Source organism: Methanofollis liminatans DSM 4140 (assembly GCF_000275865.1).
Classification (GTDB): Archaea; Halobacteriota; Methanomicrobia; order Methanomicrobiales; family Methanofollaceae; genus Methanofollis; species Methanofollis liminatans.
Map to the genome: position 1 here is coordinate 1,717,411 of NZ_CM001555.1, position 20,127 is coordinate 1,737,537.

A 20,127-nucleotide genomic window follows, 5' to 3' on the forward strand; every position below is an offset into this window, starting at 1 on the left:
GGCGCATCCATACAGAAAACCGGACCTGCAGACCGTTCACTGGTACAGCGCATATCAGAGAGACGTGCAAAAAAGTAAGGCAGGGTTGCCTTACCGGGCCGGGATGATCAGGGAGCGCTCGCCTGCCGGCATGAACTCTCTGATCGCGCCCTTTGCGAACTCGCGCCTGGGTTCGGCGAAGTCGAACTTCAGCGAGGGGTCCGCGAAGGTGATCTTGATCAGGGGCTCGAGGCAGAACGCATCGCCGCGGCCATAGTGGGAGCTGCCGACGATAGCGGCGTACTCGCCCTGGTGACCGACGTTCATTGCGTAGTTCGGGTAGTTCGGACCACGCAGCTCGCCCATCAGACCGCGGTCGGGCTCCATGGAGAGGGAGTTTGCCGAACCGCACTGGTCCTGCAGGTCGTAGCCGAAGAAGCCGAGGCGGCTCCATGCGTCCTTGTGGATGATCATGGAGAGGTACCAGCCGTTGAGACCGGCGTTGGAGTTGCCGGTGGCAATGGCGGTGGACAGACCGGAGGCAGCGGCCATGACACCGGCACGCTGGGAACCGCCGAAGTGGTCCTCCATCATCGTCGGGTACTGCTCGTACTGCTCCATCGCATTCACCGTGACTTCGGTGGCGATGTCGTTGACGATGTCCTGGGTCGGCTTGACGCGGTCTGCCGCGGACGGGTTCCGCCAGTCGACCTTGTACTTGTCCTTGATGTAGTCCATGCCGTAGTAGGTGAACTCGTCGAGGATGTTGTCGGTGTACGCGGCGGTCGCATACTGGGTGAAACCGACACCGCCGGACATGTAGGACCCGAGCCAGATCTGGTCGAAGAGCATCGTGCCTGCACCGACGACCTCAAGGGACGCCTTTGCGGGGTCGTTGGGGTACTTGCGGTCGGCCTGGATCATGTCGGAGAAGTGGCCGAACTTGATGCCACCGGGCTCGTTCGGGCCGCGTGCACGGCGGGCCGGGAGAATGGAACCCATCTGGATGACGCCGGCGTGCTTTGCAGCGTAGGAGAGGTCAGCGACTGCCGCCTCACCGGCGCACATGCGGTACGCGGCGATGAAGGACATACCGATCTGCATCGCAGACCACCGGGAGGTAGTACCGCCGTCGCAGGTGCGGGAGACGATGGACGGGATGTGGATTGCCTGGAACATCGACTTGCCGACCTCGGCCTTGAGCTCCTCGGCCTGCTTCTTCGGGAAGAGCTTCTCGATGTTGATCAGGTACTGGGCGTCGATCTCGTCGGCGAGTTCGTCGTCGCCGGTGAAGACCTTCACGTAGCAGTCGTCGGTGAGCGCCGGGTGGGTCTCGACCATGTGCTCCTGAACGACCGCACCGCCGGGCATGGCGTGGTTGAGGATGTGCAGGTACTCGTTGATCGTCTCAGGGGTGACTTCCTTGCCCAGACGCTTCTGCAGGGTGGCGTGGGCCATATCCATGCCGACGATGACGGTCCGGCGGATCTCGTCCCACATCTGCTGCATCGCGGAGTTGTTGACGAAGTGCAGGTCGTCGCCCTCGACAAAGACGCCGGTGCCGGAGACCTCGTAGGTCATCAGCTGGCGCTGGCCCATCGGGATGCCGCCAAGGTGGCAGCGCTCGGGGTCATACATGGAGATGCCGCGCTGCATCTCGATGGAGCGGGACTCCTTCATGAACTCAAGTTTTCTCTGGGACTGGCGGACGCCGCCAAACTTGTAGAACTCGGTCTTCTCGGACTGGACGTCCTGCCCCTGGAACTTCTCCTTGAGCGCTTTCAGGAAAAGCTTCTGGGATCTCTCAATCTTTGCCATTGTATTCACTCCTCCTTCGGCATAAAGCCGTATTTGGTCCTCAGCGAGTGGATCCGCTGGAGGTACTCGATGTATTCCGGATCTTCACGGAGTGCGGTCCCTGCAAGGGAGTGGAAGATCGTGCTGTGCTCCTTGAGCCACGCTGCATCCATGGGCTTGCCGACCTCGACCGGGCGGTCGAGGGGAACGCCGATCTGATCCTTGACGTAGCGGACGATGCCGTCCTCACCGAGCACACAGCGCTGGAGAGCGTCGAACATCATGCCGTCCTCTGCAAGACGGAGGGAGTGACCGTGCACAGTCGCACCACGGCAGGAGACGGTCGCCGGGTCGAAGACCTCGGTCTCGATGAGGTTCTTGGAGTACATGTCGAGGTCGCGCTCGCGGCACTCGACGATCTGGCGGCCAGAGAGGGTGCCGGGGTCGATGCCGCGGAACCGGTAGCACTCCATGTAGGTGCGCTGGTACGGCTGGGACGGGGCGTTGAACATCGAGTCAGCGAACTGGATGTAGCGGACGCGGTCGCCGGCCTTTGCGCCCTCGGTGGGCTTGACCAGCTTGCGCATCGGGTCTGCTGGCTCCTGCTGCTCGGCAAGGGGCGGGTGGGCGGTCGGGTAGGCCGCGCCGGGAGCGCGGTGGCCGAGAACCAGGACGACGTCCTCGTCGGTAACTGAACGAAGTTTCGAGAGTTCATAGGTGGGGTTCATCTGGTTGCGCCTGTTCTGGGCAACGACAGAGGTACCCGGACCATACTGTGGTGTGTATGCCATTTTGTCACCTCAATTGATTGAATCTGGTGTATTTTCCATCTGCATATTGTCAGACAGACTTCCCCCGCTCTGCGCTGCCGGGATGATGATCAGTCCGTCCCGTTTCCGTGGATCGGAGAGCCCGATGACACGCTCATCGGCATTGGGCCCATAGCGTGCATAGTCCACCATGGTGGGACTGCTCTTCATGAACCGGCCGGTCTGGAGGCGATAGGGCATCATGGTGAAGAACTCGTCGCAGAGCGCCTTCACCGCCCCGATCGCCTCTTCGTCCTCGACTTCGAGGGTGACCGTCCCGGTCTGGATCTTCATCTCGAATGCGGCACCGCAGACCTGAATCGTTCGCCTGTTGGTATTGGGGTTGGCCGAGCCTCTCGCCGGGCCGTACGGGACGGTGGCCGGGAGGCCGGGACCGTTGAGCACGATCCGCCGGACTCCCGGGATCCCTGCAATCCGGGTGAGAAGCTGCTCTGCCGTTGTGGGCGAGAGAAGCCTCAGGGGAACGATCCTGCACTGGGGGAAGGCTGAATCAGGCAATAAGATCAACGCCCTTGGCGATCTGGTCCATCGGCTTGTTGAACACATCGATCTTGCCGTAGGTCTCGCCCATCACCTTGGAGGTGCCTTCGGGCGTGAACATCTGGGTGCCGGCATCGAGGGCGCAGGCGGCGACCACACACGGAATGGCGACGCCGTTGGCGTGCCTGGTCACGACGTGGTTGCCGTTGAAGATACCCGGACCGCCGCCACCGTAGATGGAGTGGCTGAAGAACGAGAAACCGACGGCGGTACCCATCATGCGGCCGAAGTCGCAGGAGGGCAGGCCGGTCTCGTGCTCAATGAGGTCGTTGAAGTACAGCAGGGTCGAGGAGACGGCCTGGGCGAACCGGCCGGCACCACAGTTGACGATGGTGGCGGCGAGGGAGCCGGCTGCAACATAGGCGTTCCAGAGCATCGGGTCCTTGGTGTCGTAGAACTGGAAGTAGCCGCCCTTCTTGCCGGGCAGGATGACCTTGTCCTCGATCGCACGCTCGACCAGGGACTGGACGACGGTACCGACGGTGCCGGTCTCGCCGTTTGCCTTGACAAGGTCGTAGACCATGTTGTTGGCGTTGAGGCCCTGGTAGGCGTAGGAGAGGAGCTGGTAGCGCTCGAAGGCACCGATGGCGGCGCCCATCTCGAACTCACCGGCGGTCTCGAGGGTCGAGGCGAGAGCGACGCCCTGGAGGGAGTTCCTGCCGGTCATCATGACAACGTGGTTGACCGGGACGTTGCGCAGGGCAAAGCCGATACCTTCGTTGTTCTGCGGGATGGACAGGATAGAGGAGACGAGCGCGCCTTCCATGTCCATGGTGTGCGGGTAGCCGCCCCAGCATGCGGCCTTGACGGTCGATGCGTTGAAGGCGTCGATGTTGAACTGGTCAACGATCGCATAGGTGGTCGCCGAGGCGACGGCGGTGATTGCCGCGTCGTAGGTGGCGGCGTTCATCAGGCGCTTCTTTGGAACCTGGACGAGCAGGAGCTGACCATTGTTGAACTCGAGGATCTCGGTGTCGTCACCCTCCTCGACCTGCACCATCTCCTTGATCCTGGCGACGATGGCGTCCTTGTTCTCCATGATGGCGAGGTCGAGTTCACGGCCCCGGATCTTGCTCTTGCCCTTTCCAAGCTTTCCGGTCTTGAGAGCATTCTGAATGCCCCCGAGGTTTACATTAATCGTTCTCTTCGTCAGGTCGATGATCTTGCTGGTCGCGGGGTTCACCAGCGGGCTGATCTTATCGAGGGTGACGCCGCTTTTCAGCAGCTTCCCATCATCTGAATAGAGATCGATTGTTTCTGAATATGCTGCCATATCAGTTCATCCTTTTACCCTTTGCGCAGGAAGAAACGTTCCCATAGGATTCAGGCCGGCTAACCGGAACAAATCCCGGAGCGTACTACCTGCAAGCCCCGAATTGGGACATTAGATGTTTTCAGGAAGCCACATATAAAATTTCCTAAGTAAATTGGATATTTTAACAGTTCATGCTAAATTATAATCGTTAATTATAAAAAAATAATATTGAAATATGGCAATTATAGGCCCTAATATAGATAAAGAGCGATTATTACTAAAATCTATCGAAAAATCAGATATAAGCCCGTTTTTAATACATATTTAATCATAAATATTGTATTAAGAATCACATCAAGTAACAATAACATAGATAAAAAAACAGACCTCCGAAACCCACGGATAGAGGACATTAGCCAGAACAAGAATCAACATCTGCTCTGATAGCACTAAAAGGTCTGAATCACGACTAATAACCTTTTTGCCGCGCATAAAACACAGATATAAAGGAACAGCGCGGAAAAAGGCCCCAGAGGAGCGTACACGCAGGGAGACCACGGATGATTCGAAGAGACTTGAGAAAAAATGACGCCGGTATTGTGTATGGGCGGCCCCGATACCCCCACCTGACGATCCACCCGGCACATCCGGATGATGGAGATGATCGTGCATGAAAGGCCGCGATAGATGCGGGGGAGCGGAGCTGGGCGATAACGGGGGTTTTCGGGGGAGGCCCACGCTCCAGGCGAGAATTCTACACAGTCACCCCGGACTCGATCCGGGCCTTATTTCTTCGCGTGAAGAGATGCCGGCGCCGGGAATAACCCACGGGAAACAGAGAAGAACCGGAAAAATTGCCGTACGCACATACTCGAAGAATCGAACAGACAGAATAAGCCCGGCTTCGGGCATCACAAAAGAAAAAAAATTAGTACCTGGGTTTCCTATGCTTGGGAAGGCACTCCCGGCAGTAGACAGGTCTCCCCTCAGTCGGCTGGAAGGGCACTTCACATTCTTTACCGCAGTCAGAACAGACTGCCTTGTGCATATCGCGGGGGCCGCGGGAGAAGTTGTCTCCACCCCTCTGGCCACCAAATCTGTTGCCGTACATTACGCTACCTATGCAGTGGGATGCTGCAACAACCATTTGTCCCCTCAGTATAAATACTCATGCATGACACCAAAATATCCGGAATCGCAGCAGATCCGCACAGTTCAGGCATAAAATCCAGAACAGGGTATAATGATGCAGATCAGACCTGGCAGTTCTCCCGACCGTACCCCCTGGAGCCAGGCATGCACGGGCGATTGCAGGAACACCGGCATACCACAAAAAGGGCTACCAGACCGTTCACCACGGCAACAAAACCCGGAAAATGGTTTTTATAGACAGATGCGTCCCCTCCCTTCCCCTGGCATCCCCCCCGGGGTTTTCGACCCTCTCCCCATGGGCGGAATCACCAGGGAGCAAAAATGTAAAATGGCAGGCCGCGCCATCCCCCATGATTGAGATGAAGATCGTCGGGATCAACGGAAGCCCGCGCGGGCGGGAGAGCAGGACAGGCACGCTTCTGGACGCCGTCCTCAGGGGAGCACAGGAGGCCGGGGCCAGCGTGGAGCGGATCGACGCCGCGGCCCTCGACATCAGGTTCTGCACGGGGTGCACGCTCTGTTACGACCAGGGCGAGTGCCCGAAGAAGGACGACTATAAAGAGACCCTCGGCAAAATGATCGCGGCCGACGGGATCGTCCTGGGCTCGCCGAATTACATCAACAACGTGACAGCGCAGCTGAAGGTGCTGCTGGACAGGATGGCAGATGTAATCCACTGCCAGCGGTTCGTCGGAAAATATGGCTGCGCAGTCTCGACCGCAGGCGGATCGGGCGCAGGCGATGTGGCGAACTACCTCAACGGCGTGCTCAGGGTGCTCGGGGCCGACACGGTCGGCACCGTCGCCGTCGATATCGGCGCCGACGCTGAAGCACTCTTTACTGCGGAGGCGCAGGCATTCAGGCTCGGGCAGGACCTCGCCGCAGCGATCGCGGAGGGGAGGGCGTACCCGGACCAGGGGACGTTCCACGCGGAGATGGCGGAGAGGATGAAGGCACTCGTCACCGCAAACAAAGAGCGTTGGAAGCACGAATATGATTACTGGAGTGCACTGGCACAGAAATAAAAATCATATCGTTCATATACCCCAAATATGAAAAGGATGTATGCGCAGCATAGCCATACTCCTCCTCCTGGTTCTGACCGCCGCCTGTGCGGCCGGGTGCTCAGCCCCGCCGCCCGAAGAGTCGCCGGCACCGACGACCGCGGCCACCCCGGGACCGGCAGGCGGCGAGGAACCCGATATTGTCGTCACGGTTGCGTCCCTCACCCCCCGCTACAGCCCTGACCGACCCTTCGTCTTCACCGCCCGGATCGAGGCGGAGAACCAGGGAGCGATCGAGGGCCGGGGCGTCGTGATCACAGTCACCCTCATCGACGAGGAGGCGAACAGGATCACAGACACGAAAAACCAGTATATCGAACGGTTCATGCCCGGAGATACAAAGATCTTTGATATCACCCTCAGCAACGCCGACCCGGCGCGGACCTACCGGGTCGAGACCGGCGTGATCTTCAATCAGCCCTGAGGTCAGGGACGGCATCCCGGATCTGCCGGCGGATGCGCCGCGTGTGCGAGCCCTCCCAGTAGAGCCGGCGGCAGAGGGGACACCAGTAAAACGAGAGCCCCTGCCGCTCTTTCGGCGCATAATCCGCACCCTCGACCTCCCGTTTTTTCGCCGGCCGAAGAGGCGTATTGCAGAGGGAGCAGCGATCGAACCGCAGAGACGGCACGACAAGCCCGATCGCCGCAAGATGGCGCACCTGTTCGGTCAGATCCTCCGAAGAGAGATAGATCGCACGCTCTCCGCCCCGCCGCGCCAGTTCGGCGTCGCGGGTTAAGAGGAGGCGCCCGTCAGAAGCGGCGATCGAGAGGAGGACCGTATCCTCGCGCGGGTTTCCAGGAGAGAGAGCGTTCGCACTGAGGGTGTCGTAGCCCATCAGCCTGAGGTACCGCGTCAGGGTCCCGAGCATCCGGTCGGCGACAAATCGCGCACGACCCTCAGGCCGGGAAGACACCGGGTATCCTCTCCCCGCAGGAGCCGCATCGATCCTTCGAGAGCCCGACCGTCCTGCTCATGAACCCGGAGCGCTCGATCAGAAGCGACCCGCAGGACGGACAGAGGGTGTTCTCATACGGCCCCGGCGGGACGTTGCCGAGATAGGGGTAGTGCGCGCCGAGTTCGCGCGCCCGGCGGTAGATCCGCTCGAGGAGGGCGAACGGCGTCGGCTCCCGGTCCCGCATATGGTAGTCCGGGTGGAAGCGGGTGAAGTGCATCGGCGTCTCCGGGCCGAGGTTCTCGATCACCCACCTGATCAGCGCCTCCATCTCCTCCATCGAGTCGTTGAGGCCAGGGATCACCAGGGTGACCGTCTCGATATGCATCCCGTGCTCGTGCGCGGCGACCGTGGCGTCGAGCACCGGTTGAAGCCTGGCCCTGCACACCTTCCGGTAAAAGTCGTCGGAGAACGCCTTGAGGTCCACCCGGAAGGCGCCGAGCATGGGAGCGAGTTCAGCAAGCGCCTCCTCGGTGATATACCCGTTCGTCACATAGACGGTCTGGAGCCCCCGCTCCCTGGCGAGCGCCCCCATCTCGAGGGGGTACTCGTGCCAGATCGTCGGTTCGTTGTAGGTCCATGCGATGCTGGCCGACCCGGATGCGAGCGCCCGTTCCACCCCTTCCTCAGGGCTGATCGCCATCAGCGGCAGGTCTTCGAGGCCGGCCTGCGATATCTCCCAGTTCTGGCAGTGCTGGCACCGGAAATTGCAGCCCACGCTCCCGAGCGAGTAGGAGAGCGTCCCGGGAAGGAAATGAAAGAGCGGTTTTTTCTCGATGGGGTCCACCGCCTCGGAAACGACCCTTCCGAAGGTGGCGGCGTACAGGGTGCCGCCGCGGTTGATGCGCACACCGCAGATCCCGTGTTTTCCATCGGCGATCGTGCAGCGGTGGGCACAGAGCGAGCACCGCACCGTACCGTCCCCGATACGCTCATACTGGTGCGCCTCATGCATATGCCTGCCTGGGGCAGGGAAGAGGTTAAAGGTATGGGCATCGACGGCAGGTATCAACAAGATATATGTGGGTCATTATCAAACGGATAAGGTTGGATCAGCATGAAAAAGATCGTACTCTCTCTGGGCGGCTCAATACTCGTACCGGCCCTTGAATCCCACACAATCCCTGAGTATGCAGAGGTTTTGAAACAGATGGCCAGGCGGGGGCAGGTGTTCGTCGTCGTCGGCGGCGGCGGCGAGGCCCGGCGGTATATCGGCGTCGCCCGCTCGCTCGGGATCAACGAGGCGGCCTCCGACGAGATCGGGATCATGATCACCAGGATCAACGCCTCCCTCCTCTGCTATGCCCTTGGCAATGCCGCATACCCCAGCATCGCCACCTCGTACCAGCAGGCGCGGGAGTACGGCGAGTCGGGCAAGATCGTCGTCATGGGCGGCGTCACCCCCGGGCAGACGACCGACGCCGTATCGGCGGTGCTCGCCGAGAGCGTCGGCGCCGACCTGATCATCAACGGCACCTCGGTCGACGGCATCTACAGCGCCGACCCGAAGACCGACCGGACGGCGCGGCGCTATGAGAGGATGACCCCGCAGGAACTCCTGGGCATCATCTCGGGCGCTCGCCTCGACGCCGGGTCCAACACGGTCATCGATATCGTGGCCGCAAAAGTGGTCGAGCGCAGCGGCATCCCGCTCCTCGTCATCGACGGCAGAAAACCTGAAAATCTCACCGCGGCGGTATGCGAGGGGACGTTCACCGGAACCATCGTCAGCGACGGTAAATGCACCCCCCTCCCTCTCTAAAACAAAAAAACACCATAATTATTTTAGGACAGACCACAGAAAGTATAGGGGCTGCGGGGTAGTAGGGTAGCCTGGTCCATCCTAGAGCGTTTGGGACGCTTTGACGGCAGTTCGAATCTGCCCTACCCCACTTTTATGGACGTTGCAACCCCCTGCGCAATCTACCGGGCACTGCTCCGGCACTATCCTGACACCATTCCTGGCGGCATCAGTTACGGCGATCCCTTCGAGGTGCTGATCCTCACCATACTCTCGGCACAGACCACCGACCGCGCCGTCGAGGCCGTGCGGCCGATCCTGTTTTCACGCTATCCGACGCCGGCCGCCCTTGCAGCGGCTGACGAGGAGGAGGTCGGCGAGATCATAAAACCGACCGGATTTTACCGGGTGAAGGCGCGCCATATCATCGGCACCGCCCGCAGGATCCAGGAGGAGCATGGCGGATCGGTCCCCCGCACCATGGAGGCCCTGACCGGCCTCCCCGGCGTCGGGAGAAAGACGGCGAACATCGTGCTCTCGAATGCCTTCGGGATCGACGAAGGGATCGCCGTCGACACGCACGTGAAACGGATCGCCGGCCTGCTCGGGCTGACCGACGAGACCGACCCCGTAAAAATCGAATCCGACTTAAAGGCGCTCTTCCCGCAGGAGGTCTGGGGGCAAATCAACGCCCTCCTCGTCCAGCACGGCCGGGCGGTCTGCATCGCCGGGCGGCCGCGCTGCGCCGCCTGCATGCTCACGCCCTGGTGCCGGTATTATAGTGAGGGGAAGAAGATCGTGACAAGGACATAGCAGCCCCATGCGACCGCCGCCGAGGCCGGGACGGTCATCACCCATGCGGCGACGATGTCACGCACAATCCCCCACTTCACCGCCGAATAGCCCTTGGTCGCCCCGACCCCCATGATCGCCCCGCTCATCGCATGGGTGGTCGAGACAGGAACACCAAAGGCGGTCACGACCGAGAGCACCGCACCGCCGGCACTTGAGGCGCAAAAGCCCTGATACGGCTGCATTTTTGTGATCTTGTTCGCCATCATATCGACGACCCGCCACCCCCCAAGCAGGGTTCCAAGGGACATTGCAGCACAGGAGAGGAGGATCACCCAGAGAGGAACGGTGAATTCGGTCAGGATCCCGGCCGCAACCAGCATCGCCGTGATAATACCCATGGCGTTCTGGGCGTCATTGCTCCCGTGCCCGATCGACTGAAAGGCGGCCGCCACGATCTGCAGTTTCTTGAAACCGTGATTGAGCAGGGGGGAGTTCGAGTGAGAAAAAAGCCGCATAATGACAATGCCGAAACCATAGGCGACCATAAACCCGAGCATCGGTGAGACGACCATAAAGACGATGACACCCAGGATGCCTGATACCGGGAGAAGGCGGGAGGCGACCAGGATCGGGATCAGGACGGTGATCCCGGAGAGCGCCCCGATGGGAATATACCGCGCCCAGTGTTCGCCGTGCGTCTTCGAGAGATATATTGCGACGGCGATCCCGCCAGCCGCCCCGATCAGGAGCATCAGGACGAGTTCGACCACCAGCACCCCTGAGGGCCAGAGGATCGATCCGATGCCGGCCCGGGCGGTCGCCGCCCCGATAAGGCCGCCGATGAGGGCGTGGCTGCTGGAGACCGGTATCCCGAAGTACGAGCAGAAGAACACCCAGAGCACCGCCCCGATCAGGGCCATGAGAATAAGCATCGGCGTGAGGATACCGGGGTCGACAAGGCCGCGCCCGATCGTCTTGGCGATCGCCGTCGTGAAGAGGAGAGGACCGATGAGATTGAAAAAAGAGGCGAGGAGGACGGCCTTGAACGGCGAGAGCACCTTGGTGGCGATCACCGTTGCAATGGAGTTTGCGGCGTCGTTGAGGCCGTTGACAAAATTGAACAACAGGGCCAGAGCGATACCGAGGATGATGATGATTTCCATGCTCTCACGAATGCCGGATCGCAATGTCTGACAGCACGTTCGCTACGTCCTCGCACTTGTCGGTGGCCACCTCAAGGTTCTCGTAGATGTCCTTGAGTTTGATGATCGTAATGGCATCGTTGGTGGCGAAGAGGCTCTTGATGGCGTTGCCGAGCACGACATCGGCGAGGTTTTCAAGCCGGTTTATCTCGATGCAGTGCTGCTCCACGGCGCGGGGGTCGTCGAGTTTGCGGATCAGGCGCACCGCCGTCTGGACCTCCTGGGTCGAGAGGAGAATGAGCCGCGCAAGCTCTTTCATGAAATCGTCGGTCTCGGTTACGCCGTAGCCGTACATCTGCTGGGTCGTGCCGTCGATATAGTCCAGGATGTCGTCAAGCGCCGTGGCAAGCCTCGAGATCTCCTCGGGCTCGAGCGGGGTGATGAACGTCCGGTTCAACTGCTCGTACACCTGATGCGCGATCAGATCCCCCTGGTGCTCGATCTGCTTCATCTTGTGGCACTGGTTCTGAACGTCGACATAATTGTTGATGATAACGTTGAGAAAAACGGCGCCCTCGTTCACCGTATCGGCCATCTGTTCGAAGAGGTCAAAAAATGCCTTATCCTGCGGCACAATCCATTCTTTCAGGCCCACAATACACCCAAGATTCATCGGTCGCCACCGGGCAAAAAACCTCTGTCACATTCCCGGTGCGCACCGCCCGGGTGGGGCAGAGGCCGTATCGGCCATTTGGAAGCATATTTTCGTTTCAAAGCCGCAAATCAGCACCATTTATTCGGGGAACCAGGTCTTTCCCGAATATTCGGACACTGAACGGGCATGAGAGCCTCGCACACCAGGACAGGGAGGGAGGGGCGCACTCAGCCCTTCCTCTCCTGGCTGTGAATAACGGCGGCGGCAAGGATGTGGGCGACACCCTGGAGAAAGTGGACGTCGTCCTCGGTGAAGAGGCGTTTATCTCCGGTGTGCGCCCCCAGCACGCCGAACGGCCGCCCCCTGCCACCGATGATGACGCTCATCCCACTGACCACACCGTGATCGAAGAGGAGAGGCGGGCCGAAAAACCGTTTCTCGGTGCGCAGATCCTCGACGACCACCGGGCCGCTGAAGAGAAGCGTGTAGCCGGCCTGCGACCTGACATCGGCATCGACCGCGGCGCACCCCACCAGACCGGGGCGCCAGCCGACACCGGCGCGGAGAAGAAAGGACCGACCGTCAGGCGCGAGCTCCAGCACCTTGGCGTATTCGACCCCCAATGCATCGGCAACCCGGGCAACCGCCGCCTCCAGAAGAGTCTGGACATCGACGCCGGTCAGGGCCATCCGCCCGAGTTCGGCGACGGCAGCCTGCTGGCGTGCCCGGATTTCAACGAGCGCCTCGGATCGTTTCAGATCGGTGATCTCCTCGGCCACGATGAGGAAAGCCCCGACCGTGCACCCATCACAGCAATGCGGGATCACGGAAACCCTGAAGTAGCGTGGCTGCCCGTTTTTCGGTTCGGCAATCTCTTCGTAGGTGAGATCGGTATTGCAGGAAATCCCGGCCAGCCGTTCTCTGAGGCCCTGGTAGACGCGTTCAGAGATGATCTCCCTGAGATCCTTGCCGATGCACTCCTCTTCGGAGAGGCCATACCATTCGGCAAACTTCCGGTTCACAAACAGGCACCGCAGATCAGAACCGACATAGGACAACAGCGCAGGTATTTTTTCGATGATCAGCGTGAGTTGCTCGTGCTTGCTTTTCAGGGCTTCGGCCGTTTGTTTTCGTTCTACCGCTGTTCTGATCGCATGCTCCAGCTCGGCGTACTGGGCGCAGATCTCGCCCCCCTTCTGGATATAATAGTCGGCCCCGGAGTTGATCGCCTGAATGACGATCTCCTCCCTGCCCCTCCCGGTGAAGATGATGAAGGGCGTGGTGTCCCCCGCATCCCGCAGCGCGTTCAGGAAGGCGATCCCGTCCATACCCGGCATCTGGTAATCAGAGACGATAGCGTCGAAGTGCTTCTCCCGGACCAGATCGAGGGCGATATGCGCTGAAATTGCGGTCTCGCAGACGATGTCGGGATAGGTTTCCGCAAGATAGATCGATGCGATCTCCAGCAGTGATGGTTCGTCGTCGACATACAATACCGATAGCAAAATGAAGGGAACCTCCAGCGGAGGAATGTTATGGTGAGCGTAGTATTTCAAGCTCTTCATTTAATTCGCAGCGGGGCGATTTACCTCTGCTGCCACGGTGTTGCCGGCGACAGAGGGAAAAGACAGGCGAAACCACGTTTTTTCCCGGTGCCCGGCGATGCCGCGGGAGGGAGGGCGCATTATGGGGTGGACATCCGCGGCACGAGCGTTGTTTCAGAACCCCGGAACAGACGGAAACCGGCCGGTACGGAAAAATGATCATGAAAAAAAATGTTCGCAAAAACGAGTGGACCGAGCGGGAATTGAACCCGCGGCCTCTTCCATGCCAAGGAAGCGATCTTCCCCTGATCTATCGGCCCGCTGCTACCCTACAATGTTGAATTCCATCTAATAAAAGGATTGGGTTCACCCACCCCACAGAGGGGTCAAAAAGGGCATGTACGGTCAGAGGAGCGCGAGCACACGCGCCCGGGCCGCCCCCATGCCGGTGTCGCCGACGATCGTCCCCGCCCTGACCTGCGGGACGAGCATCGGGGCCGCTTCCGCAGGCCCGGGTACAGATACGGGCAGGATCGTATGGGAACCGTCAGGGCGCTCCCACACCTGCTTTGTCCCGCTCCACTTGCCGCGCTTCGCGCAGGCCCGCCCTTCGATCTCGACGATATCGAGAGAGAAATCGATCACCGGAGCGTTGGCGATGGCGCCGCCGACACCGAAGGCGGTGACGATATCCCGGTACGCGAGGACATCCTCCTCGGTGATCCCGCCGGAAAGGAAGATCCCGACGTCGCCGTGGCCGTGGGTGTCGAGTTCCCAGCGCACCTCTTCGAGGATGGCGCGCATATCCCCCCGCCGCGACCGCGGCGTGTCCAGGCGGACGGCGGTCGCCGCCCCGGTCTCGGCCGCCTTCAGGCACTCCTCCTTCTCGTCGCCGAACGTGTCACAGAGCATCAGGCGCGGCACACCCGGCGGCATATGACGGTCAAAGGCAGTCCACGCCTCCTCGGGCGAGGCATGGCACATCACATAGGCATGCGGCATCGTCCCGACCACCGGGATGCCGGGCGGGGCCGTGGTGTTCGAGACGCCGTCCACGCCCCCGATCCATGCCGCCCGCTCGATCATCGGGGCGATCGCCGGGTGCTGCCGCCTTGAACCGAAGGAGTAGACCTGCCGCCCGCCGGCCGCGCCTTTGATCCGGGCGGCGGCGGTGGCGACGCCCGAGGCATGGCAGAGAAAACCGAGGAGGGCGGTCTCGAACCGCCCGAAGTCCCGGTAGCGCCCGGCGATCCGCATCACCGGCTCGCGCGGGTAAAAGGCGCTCCCCTCAGGCATCGCATCGACGTCCACCGGCAGCCCCTCCAGCAGGGCCAGGGTGTTGTCCAGGCCGCAGAAGATCCCGCGGCCACCCGGGACGCCGGTCGTCGTCACCTCAACGGTGACGCGGGGATTTTTCCCCTCCTTCTCAAGGACCTCCTCGCAGCGGGCGAAATAGATGTCCGTGCACCCGCCGCGGGCGATCGTATCGTCGTTTACGATATGGAACCGGCTCATAGGACTCCTCAACCCTCGTATTGAGACGACCCAGGGGAAAAAGGAGTGCTTTTACTCTCAGGCACCCAACCATTCCTGATGGCAGGCAGGCACATCGAGAGCAGGAGGTGCCGGTGATGCTCGGGATCATCGGCGGGACCAGCCTCCTCTACTGCACCCTCCCGGCACTCGAGAAACGAACGGTCGCAACGCCCTATGGCCCGGCCGAGGTGATGGCCGGAGAGATTGCCATCGTGCTGCGCCACCAGTTCGGGATGCCACCGCACCGGATCAACTACCGGGCCCAGATGGCCGCCCTCGCCCTCTGCGGGGTGGACCGGATCGTCACCTTCGGCTCGGTCGGTTCGTTGAAAACGGCGATCCCGCCGGGCACGGTGATCGTCCCGACCGACTACCTCAGCCTCACCGACATCCCGTCCTTCCACGACCACGCCATCGAGCATGTGATGCCGGCGCTCGACGACGGGATGATCAGGCATCTCTCCGCGGCGCTCCCCGGGGCCATGGTCGGCGGCACCTATGCGCAGACGCGCGGGCCGCGGATCGAGACGGTCGCCGAGGTGCGCGGCCTCGCGAAGGTTGCCGACGTCGTCGGGATGACCGTCGCCTCAGAGGCGACGCTCGCCCGGGAACTCGGCATCCCGGTCGCCGCCGTCTGCACCGTGGACAACTATGCAAACGGCCTCTCCGAAGAGGTGCTCACCTACGAGCACATCCTCGCCACCTCGAAGAAATTTGCGCAGAGAACAGAGAATATCGTCGAATCGGTCATCGAAGAAATGGGATAAGGACCATCTATGAAGGAAATACAGCAGGGTGAAAGCCTCCTCATCAGGGATGTTGAGGTCGGAAGAGCGCGGGTGAACATCAGGGTCGAAGGCGGCCGTATCGCCGCGATCGGTGCCGATGCCGGCGGGGAAGCGGCAGTCGTCATCGAGGGGCGCGGCGCCGTCGCCCTTCCCGGGCTGTACAACACCCACACCCACGCCGCAATGACGCTTTTGCGCGGCTACGCCGACGACATGCCCCTCCAGGACTGGCTCTCCACGAAGATATGGCCCCTTGAGGCGCACCTGACCGGGGAAGACGTCTACTGGGGGACAAAACTCGCGTGCCTCGAGATGATCCGCTCGGGGACGGTCGCCTTCAACGACATGTACTTCTTCATGGAGGATGCGGCGCGGGCCGTCGACGAGATGGGCATGAAGGCGCAGCTCGCCTACGGCTTTATCGACCTCTTCGACGAGGAGAAGCGGGAGAAGGAGATCAAAGCAACGGAAAAGACCGTCGCCGCGATAAAGAACAGGAGAAATCCCAGGATCCGGGCGGCGGTCGGCCCGCACGCCGTCTATACGGTCTCGCCTGAAGGACTGCGCTGGTGCGCCGAGTTCTCGCGCCAGCAGAACATCGGCATCCACGTCCACCTCTCCGAGACCGATCAGGAGGTCAAAGAATGCGTCGAAAAGACCGGGATGCGCCCGCCGGCACTGCTGGACAAGTGCGGCTGCATCAACCCGCGGACCGTCGCCGCCCACTGCTGCTGGCTGGACACCGCCGACTGCACCCTGCTCGGCGACCGCGGGGCCTATGCCTCGCACAACCCGACCTCCAACATGAAGCTCGCCGTGCACCGGGCGATGCCCTATGCCTGGCTGAAGGACGCCGGCGCCGGAGTCTGCCTGGGCACCGACGGCTGCGCCTCCAACAACAACCAGGACATGTTCGAGGAGATGAAGTTCGCCGCCCTCCTCCAGAAGTTCTTCTGGAACTCGCAGACCCTCCTGCCCGCCGAGCAGGTGCTGGCGATGGCGACGGCAAACGGTGCGGCAGCGATGGGCTTCGACGGCGGCCGGCTTGAAAAAGGGGCGGCGGCAGACATCGTCCTCCTGGACCGCAACGCCATCTGCAACACCCCGCTCCACAACCCGGTCTCGAACGCCGTCTACTCCTGCAACGGATCGGCCGTGACGACGGTGCTCTGCCAGGGGCGCGTGCTCATGCAGGACCGCGTCGTCCCGGGCGAGGAAGAGATCCTTGAGGGAGCGCGGGCGGCGGCAACAAACCTCCTCACCCGCGCCGCCGAAGCCAGGACCGAAGAATAACTTTTTTTCCAGCGCACCGGTTCATCCGTGTATGAGAGCAGCCAGGGTGCGCTGGGTCTCTTCCGGCGTTCCGGCAGTATTGACCAGGACGACCTCGGCAGCCGCGCAGAGCGCCGAGAAGAACCGCCGCCTCAGGTCCTCTTTGAGTGGCGATTTGACCAGGAGGTGAGGATTGAACCACCTGTTCTCTTCCAGTATCGAGAGCGTCTCCCCGACCGAGGGGTACCGGGGGGCGAGGGAGAGGGCGGGATCGCGATAGAGGATGAAGACCTTCCTCAGCGTCGTCATCGGCAGGATGCGCCCCTTGCCAGTGACCAGCCTGAGATCGACGACCGCCCGCCCCTGGGCATCGAACTCGGCCTCTTCGATCAGACCGGCGTACTCGGGCCAGACCGTAGCGAGGTCGGCCCTGATATAGAAGTTCTTCTCTGAACCGTAGGCAAATATCTCGTCGCCAAAGGTGCGGGCATAGAACCAGTCGTCGGCGACAACCCGCGTCGTTCTGTCCCGGAGAAGCCCGTAGGTCTGGGTGGTCTTCCCGGCACCGGAAACGCCGATGATGCAGCACCCCCGGCCGTCGGCATCGATGCAGGCGCCGTGGACCGAGGAGATCCCGTGCCCGTCCTCCAGGACGTCCCCGGCCACCGAGAGGGCAAGGGACTTGATCCAGCCGTAATAACTGATGTTGACCAGAAAAGCCGTCTTCGAGGCGGGTTCATAGAGCACGGTGTCCTCCGGGACGGCCGGATCGGCGACGACATAGAGCCGCCCGTGGGAGCGGATCCCCTGCGAGATGAAGTAGAAGTTCTCCTCCCACCGCTCCTTCACCGTTTTATCGTCGGTCAGCACCTTGATGCAACAGCCATATATCTCAGACTTCACCTCGTACCTGACCTGCGGGGCATAACGCCCCGCATATTCTTCCTTCTCCCCGGCCTTGATCAGGCGAACTGCGTAGACCATACGGGAGGATGGCGCTCCAGGCACATAAAACCGGGCTCGAAAAAAAGGATGATCAGGCAGTCTCGATCTTCGAGTCGGCCTCAAGCCCGAGCTCCTCGATCGCCATCTTCTGCATCTTGAACTTCTGGATCTTCCCGGTGACCGACATCGGGAACTCGGTGACGAACTTGTAGTATTTCGGGATCTTGTAGCGGGCGATCTGGCCGTTGCAGAACGAGATGATCTCATCGGGCGTCACGGTCATGCCGGGCTTCGCGGCGACCCACGCCATCAGTTCCTCGCCGTAGCGCTCGTCAGGGACGCCGATCACGTAGGCGTCGGAGATCTTAGGGTGGTGGTGGAGGAACTCCTCGATCTCGCGCGGGTAGATGTTCTCGCCGCCGCGGATCACCATCTCCTTGAGGCGGCCTGACATCTTCACGTAGCCCTCCTCGTCCATGACGCCGAGGTCCCCGGTATAGAGCCAGCCGTTGGCGTCGAGCGTCGCACGGGTGGCCGAGGGATTGTTGTAGTAGCACTTCATCGACATGTAGCCGCGGGCGCAGATCTCCCCGACCTCGCCGCGCGGGAGGATCCGCTTTGTGTTCGGGTCGATGATCTTGATCTCGGTGTGCGGAAACGCCCGCCCGACCGTCCCAACCCGCTTTTCCAGGGGGTCGTCCACGGTGGTCATCGTCACGCCCGGCGAGAGTTCGGTCTGGCCGTAGACGATGACGATGTCGCGCATGTTCATCAGGACGTTGACCTTCTTCATCACCTCGATCGGGCAGGGCGAGCCGGCCATGATCCCGGTGCGCAGGGTCGAATAATCGTATTTGCCGAAGTTCGGGTGGGAGAGTTCGGCGATGAACATCGTCGGCACGCCGTGCACGGCGGTGCACCGTTCGTTCTGGAGCGCCTGGAGCACAGCCTCGGCGTCGAAGACCGGGGAGGGGATCACCATCGTGGTGCCGTGGGTGACCGACGCCATGTTCGAGAGGACCATACCGAAGCAGTGGTAGAAGGGCACCGGGATGCAGAGACGGTCCTTCTCGGTAAAGCCCATCCCCTCGCCGATGAAGTAGCCGTTGTTCATGACGCCGTGATGGGTGAGGACGACACCTTTCGGGTAGCCGGTGGTGCCGCTCGTATACTGGATGTTGATGGCGTCGTCGAAGTTGAGCGACGCCTCGCGCTCCCTGAGTTCGTCCGGGCTGATGCCGGCGCCCTTCTCGATCATCTCGTCCCAGGTGAACATGCCGTTGTACGGGATGTCGCCCATGAAGACGACATTTTTGAGGAAGGGGAATTTTTCAGAGGATATCCTGCCGGCGCGGGCGTCGATCGCCTCGGGACAGGCCTCGTAGAACATCCCCACGTAGTCCGAGTTCTTGAATCTGCCCTGCACGATCAGGGTAGAAACCTCGGCCTGCTTGAGGGCGTACTCGAATTCATAGACCCGGTAGGCCGGGTTGATGTTCACCAGGATGGCGCCGATCTTTGCGGTGGCGAACTGCGTAAGCGTCCACTCGGCATAGTTCATCGCCCAGATCGCGACGCGGTCGCCGCGCTCGACACCGAGGGCCATGAGGCCCCTGGCAAGGGCGTCGGCCCTCTCGCAAAACTCCCTGTATGTCCAGCGGATGTTCTGGTGGACCGAGACCATCGCCTCGTTGTCCGGGTATCTGGCGGCGATCCGGTTCAGCATATCGCCGATGGTCTCCCCCATCAGCGGTTTGACCGAGTGTCCGCATGCGTAACTGCCGGTGACCATATGATTCGAAGTACATGGGGAAGGGAGACCATATATGATTACTGTTCTGGAAACGTAATCATTAAATCAGGGAAAGCCGATTCTATAAGGTACGTAAGGGGTCGTGGCCTAGTCCGGAATGGCGACGGGCTCCAGCGGTCTTTGCGTGTGATGAACAATGGGTCTGCTGATGATGATGATGACCCGTTGGAGCACTGATGCGAGTCATGCTCCCCGCGCATGTTCGGAGAGACCCGTCGATCGTGAGTTCAAATCTCACCGACCCCACGTTTCTGTAACATCGTCTGCTTTTGTCTGTCTGTTCTGCTGACCGTAAGGGCAAGATACCCCGTTGCTCCCGGCCGGTT

The 20,127-nt window shown here is 61.1% G+C and carries 19 protein-coding genes and 3 tRNA genes; 8 read left to right on the forward strand and 14 right to left on the reverse strand.

Annotation, left to right across the window (positions count from 1 at the left end):
• Positions 1-90 precede the first annotated feature (90 nt).
• From mcrA to METLI_RS12805, 5 genes are all read right to left on the reverse strand, one after another.
• Entirely contained in the window at positions 91-1,797 is a 1,707-nt protein-coding gene (gene mcrA / locus METLI_RS08465; protein ID WP_004039455.1) for a coenzyme-B sulfoethylthiotransferase subunit alpha, read from the reverse strand.
• A 5-nt stretch (positions 1,798-1,802) separates the two neighbouring features.
• Positions 1,803-2,567 carry a coenzyme-B sulfoethylthiotransferase subunit gamma gene (mcrG, locus tag METLI_RS08470; protein ID WP_004039458.1) on the reverse strand — a complete coding sequence of 255 codons (765 nt, stop codon included), beginning with the start codon at positions 2,565-2,567 and terminating at the stop codon, positions 1,803-1,805.
• 9 nt (positions 2,568-2,576) lie between these two features.
• Positions 2,577-3,104 (reverse strand): methyl-coenzyme M reductase operon protein D, encoded by a 528-nt coding sequence (gene mcrD, locus METLI_RS08475; protein ID WP_004039459.1) that lies wholly within the window; start codon positions 3,102-3,104, stop codon positions 2,577-2,579.
• Positions 3,097-4,419, reverse strand: a complete 1,323-nt coding sequence (gene mcrB / locus METLI_RS08480; protein WP_004039463.1) for a coenzyme-B sulfoethylthiotransferase subunit beta — start codon at positions 4,417-4,419, stop codon at positions 3,097-3,099. The genes mcrD and mcrB overlap by 8 nt, the downstream gene beginning before the upstream one ends.
• 910 nt (positions 4,420-5,329) lie before the next feature.
• Positions 5,330-5,512, reverse strand: coding sequence for a CxxC-x17-CxxC domain-containing protein (locus tag METLI_RS12805; RefSeq protein ID WP_083838699.1), 183 nt, complete (start codon positions 5,510-5,512; stop codon positions 5,330-5,332).
• A 391-nt stretch (positions 5,513-5,903) separates the two neighbouring features.
• Here METLI_RS12805 and METLI_RS08485 point away from each other — a divergent pair, with 391 nt between their 5' ends.
• Both METLI_RS08485 and METLI_RS08490 read left to right on the forward strand, forming a co-directional pair.
• Positions 5,904-6,578: a flavodoxin family protein gene (locus METLI_RS08485; RefSeq protein WP_004039468.1), complete on the forward strand. Its 675-nt coding sequence runs from the start codon at positions 5,904-5,906 to the stop codon at positions 6,576-6,578.
• 40 nt (positions 6,579-6,618) lie between these two features.
• Positions 6,619-7,041 carry a hypothetical protein gene (locus tag METLI_RS08490; RefSeq protein WP_004039470.1) on the forward strand — a complete coding sequence of 141 codons (423 nt, stop codon included), beginning with the start codon at positions 6,619-6,621 and terminating at the stop codon, positions 7,039-7,041.
• On the opposite strand, the gene METLI_RS08495 is transcribed toward METLI_RS08490, so the two are convergent.
• Together METLI_RS08495 and amrS are read right to left on the reverse strand one after the other, a co-directional pair.
• Entirely contained in the window at positions 7,028-7,531 is a 504-nt protein-coding gene (locus METLI_RS08495) for a Mut7-C RNAse domain-containing protein (protein ID WP_245529348.1), read from the reverse strand. The two genes, METLI_RS08490 and METLI_RS08495, sit on opposite strands and share 14 nt — an antisense overlap.
• Positions 7,515-8,525, reverse strand: coding sequence for an AmmeMemoRadiSam system radical SAM enzyme (gene amrS, locus METLI_RS08500; protein WP_004039474.1), 1,011 nt, complete (start codon positions 8,523-8,525; stop codon positions 7,515-7,517). Before amrS ends, METLI_RS08495 begins: the two co-directional genes overlap by 17 nt.
• Before the next feature lie 102 nt (positions 8,526-8,627).
• Between amrS and pyrH the strand changes: the two genes are divergently transcribed.
• From pyrH to nth, 3 genes are all read left to right on the forward strand, one after another.
• Positions 8,628-9,332 carry a UMP kinase gene (pyrH, locus tag METLI_RS08505; RefSeq protein WP_004039476.1) on the forward strand — a complete coding sequence of 235 codons (705 nt, stop codon included), beginning with the start codon at positions 8,628-8,630 and terminating at the stop codon, positions 9,330-9,332.
• Between the two features lie 55 nt (positions 9,333-9,387).
• Positions 9,388-9,462, forward strand: a tRNA-Pro gene (locus METLI_RS08510).
• Between the two features lie 5 nt (positions 9,463-9,467).
• Positions 9,468-10,124: an endonuclease III gene (nth, locus tag METLI_RS08515; RefSeq protein ID WP_004039479.1), complete on the forward strand. Its 657-nt coding sequence runs from the start codon at positions 9,468-9,470 to the stop codon at positions 10,122-10,124.
• Here nth and METLI_RS08520 read toward each other — a convergent pair.
• The 5 genes from METLI_RS08520 to METLI_RS08540 all read right to left on the reverse strand — a co-directional run bounded on the left by METLI_RS08520 (position 10,088) and on the right by METLI_RS08540 (position 14,962).
• The gene (locus tag METLI_RS08520; protein WP_004039480.1) at positions 10,088-11,269 is read right to left on the reverse strand and encodes an inorganic phosphate transporter; all 1,182 of its coding nucleotides are present in this window, start codon (positions 11,267-11,269) and stop codon (positions 10,088-10,090) included. The genes nth and METLI_RS08520 overlap by 37 nt on opposite strands.
• A gap of 4 nt (positions 11,270-11,273) precedes the next feature.
• The gene (locus tag METLI_RS08525; RefSeq protein ID WP_004039481.1) at positions 11,274-11,921 is read right to left on the reverse strand and encodes a DUF47 domain-containing protein; all 648 of its coding nucleotides are present in this window, start codon (positions 11,919-11,921) and stop codon (positions 11,274-11,276) included.
• A 209-nt stretch (positions 11,922-12,130) separates the two neighbouring features.
• Complete coding sequence (locus METLI_RS12470) at positions 12,131-13,408, reverse strand: response regulator (protein WP_169313809.1); 1,278 nt, start codon at positions 13,406-13,408, stop codon at positions 12,131-12,133.
• A gap of 287 nt (positions 13,409-13,695) precedes the next feature.
• Positions 13,696-13,767: transfer RNA gene (locus METLI_RS08535), tRNA-Ala, on the reverse strand.
• An 85-nt stretch (positions 13,768-13,852) separates the two neighbouring features.
• Entirely contained in the window at positions 13,853-14,962 is a 1,110-nt protein-coding gene (locus METLI_RS08540; protein WP_004039483.1) for a nicotinate phosphoribosyltransferase, read from the reverse strand.
• A 116-nt stretch (positions 14,963-15,078) separates the two neighbouring features.
• On the opposite strand from METLI_RS08540, the gene METLI_RS08545 reads away from it, so the two are divergent.
• Complete coding sequence (locus METLI_RS08545; protein ID WP_004039484.1) at positions 15,079-15,750, forward strand: MTAP family purine nucleoside phosphorylase; 672 nt, start codon at positions 15,079-15,081, stop codon at positions 15,748-15,750.
• A 9-nt stretch (positions 15,751-15,759) separates the two neighbouring features.
• Positions 15,760-17,064 carry an amidohydrolase gene (locus tag METLI_RS08550; RefSeq protein WP_004039485.1) on the forward strand — a complete coding sequence of 435 codons (1,305 nt, stop codon included), beginning with the start codon at positions 15,760-15,762 and terminating at the stop codon, positions 17,062-17,064.
• A 21-nt stretch (positions 17,065-17,085) separates the two neighbouring features.
• Here METLI_RS08550 and METLI_RS08555 read toward each other — a convergent pair whose 3' ends face one another.
• Positions 17,086-18,027: an HPr kinase/phosphorylase gene (locus tag METLI_RS08555; RefSeq protein ID WP_004039486.1), complete on the reverse strand. Its 942-nt coding sequence runs from the start codon at positions 18,025-18,027 to the stop codon at positions 17,086-17,088.
• A 52-nt stretch (positions 18,028-18,079) separates the two neighbouring features.
• Positions 18,080-19,780 carry an AMP-binding protein gene (locus tag METLI_RS08560; protein WP_004039487.1) on the reverse strand — a complete coding sequence of 567 codons (1,701 nt, stop codon included), beginning with the start codon at positions 19,778-19,780 and terminating at the stop codon, positions 18,080-18,082.
• Between the two features lie 97 nt (positions 19,781-19,877).
• Here METLI_RS08560 and METLI_RS13195 point away from each other — a divergent pair.
• A tRNA-Trp gene (locus METLI_RS13195) sits at positions 19,878-20,047 on the forward strand.
• Positions 20,048-20,127 lie beyond the last annotated feature (80 nt).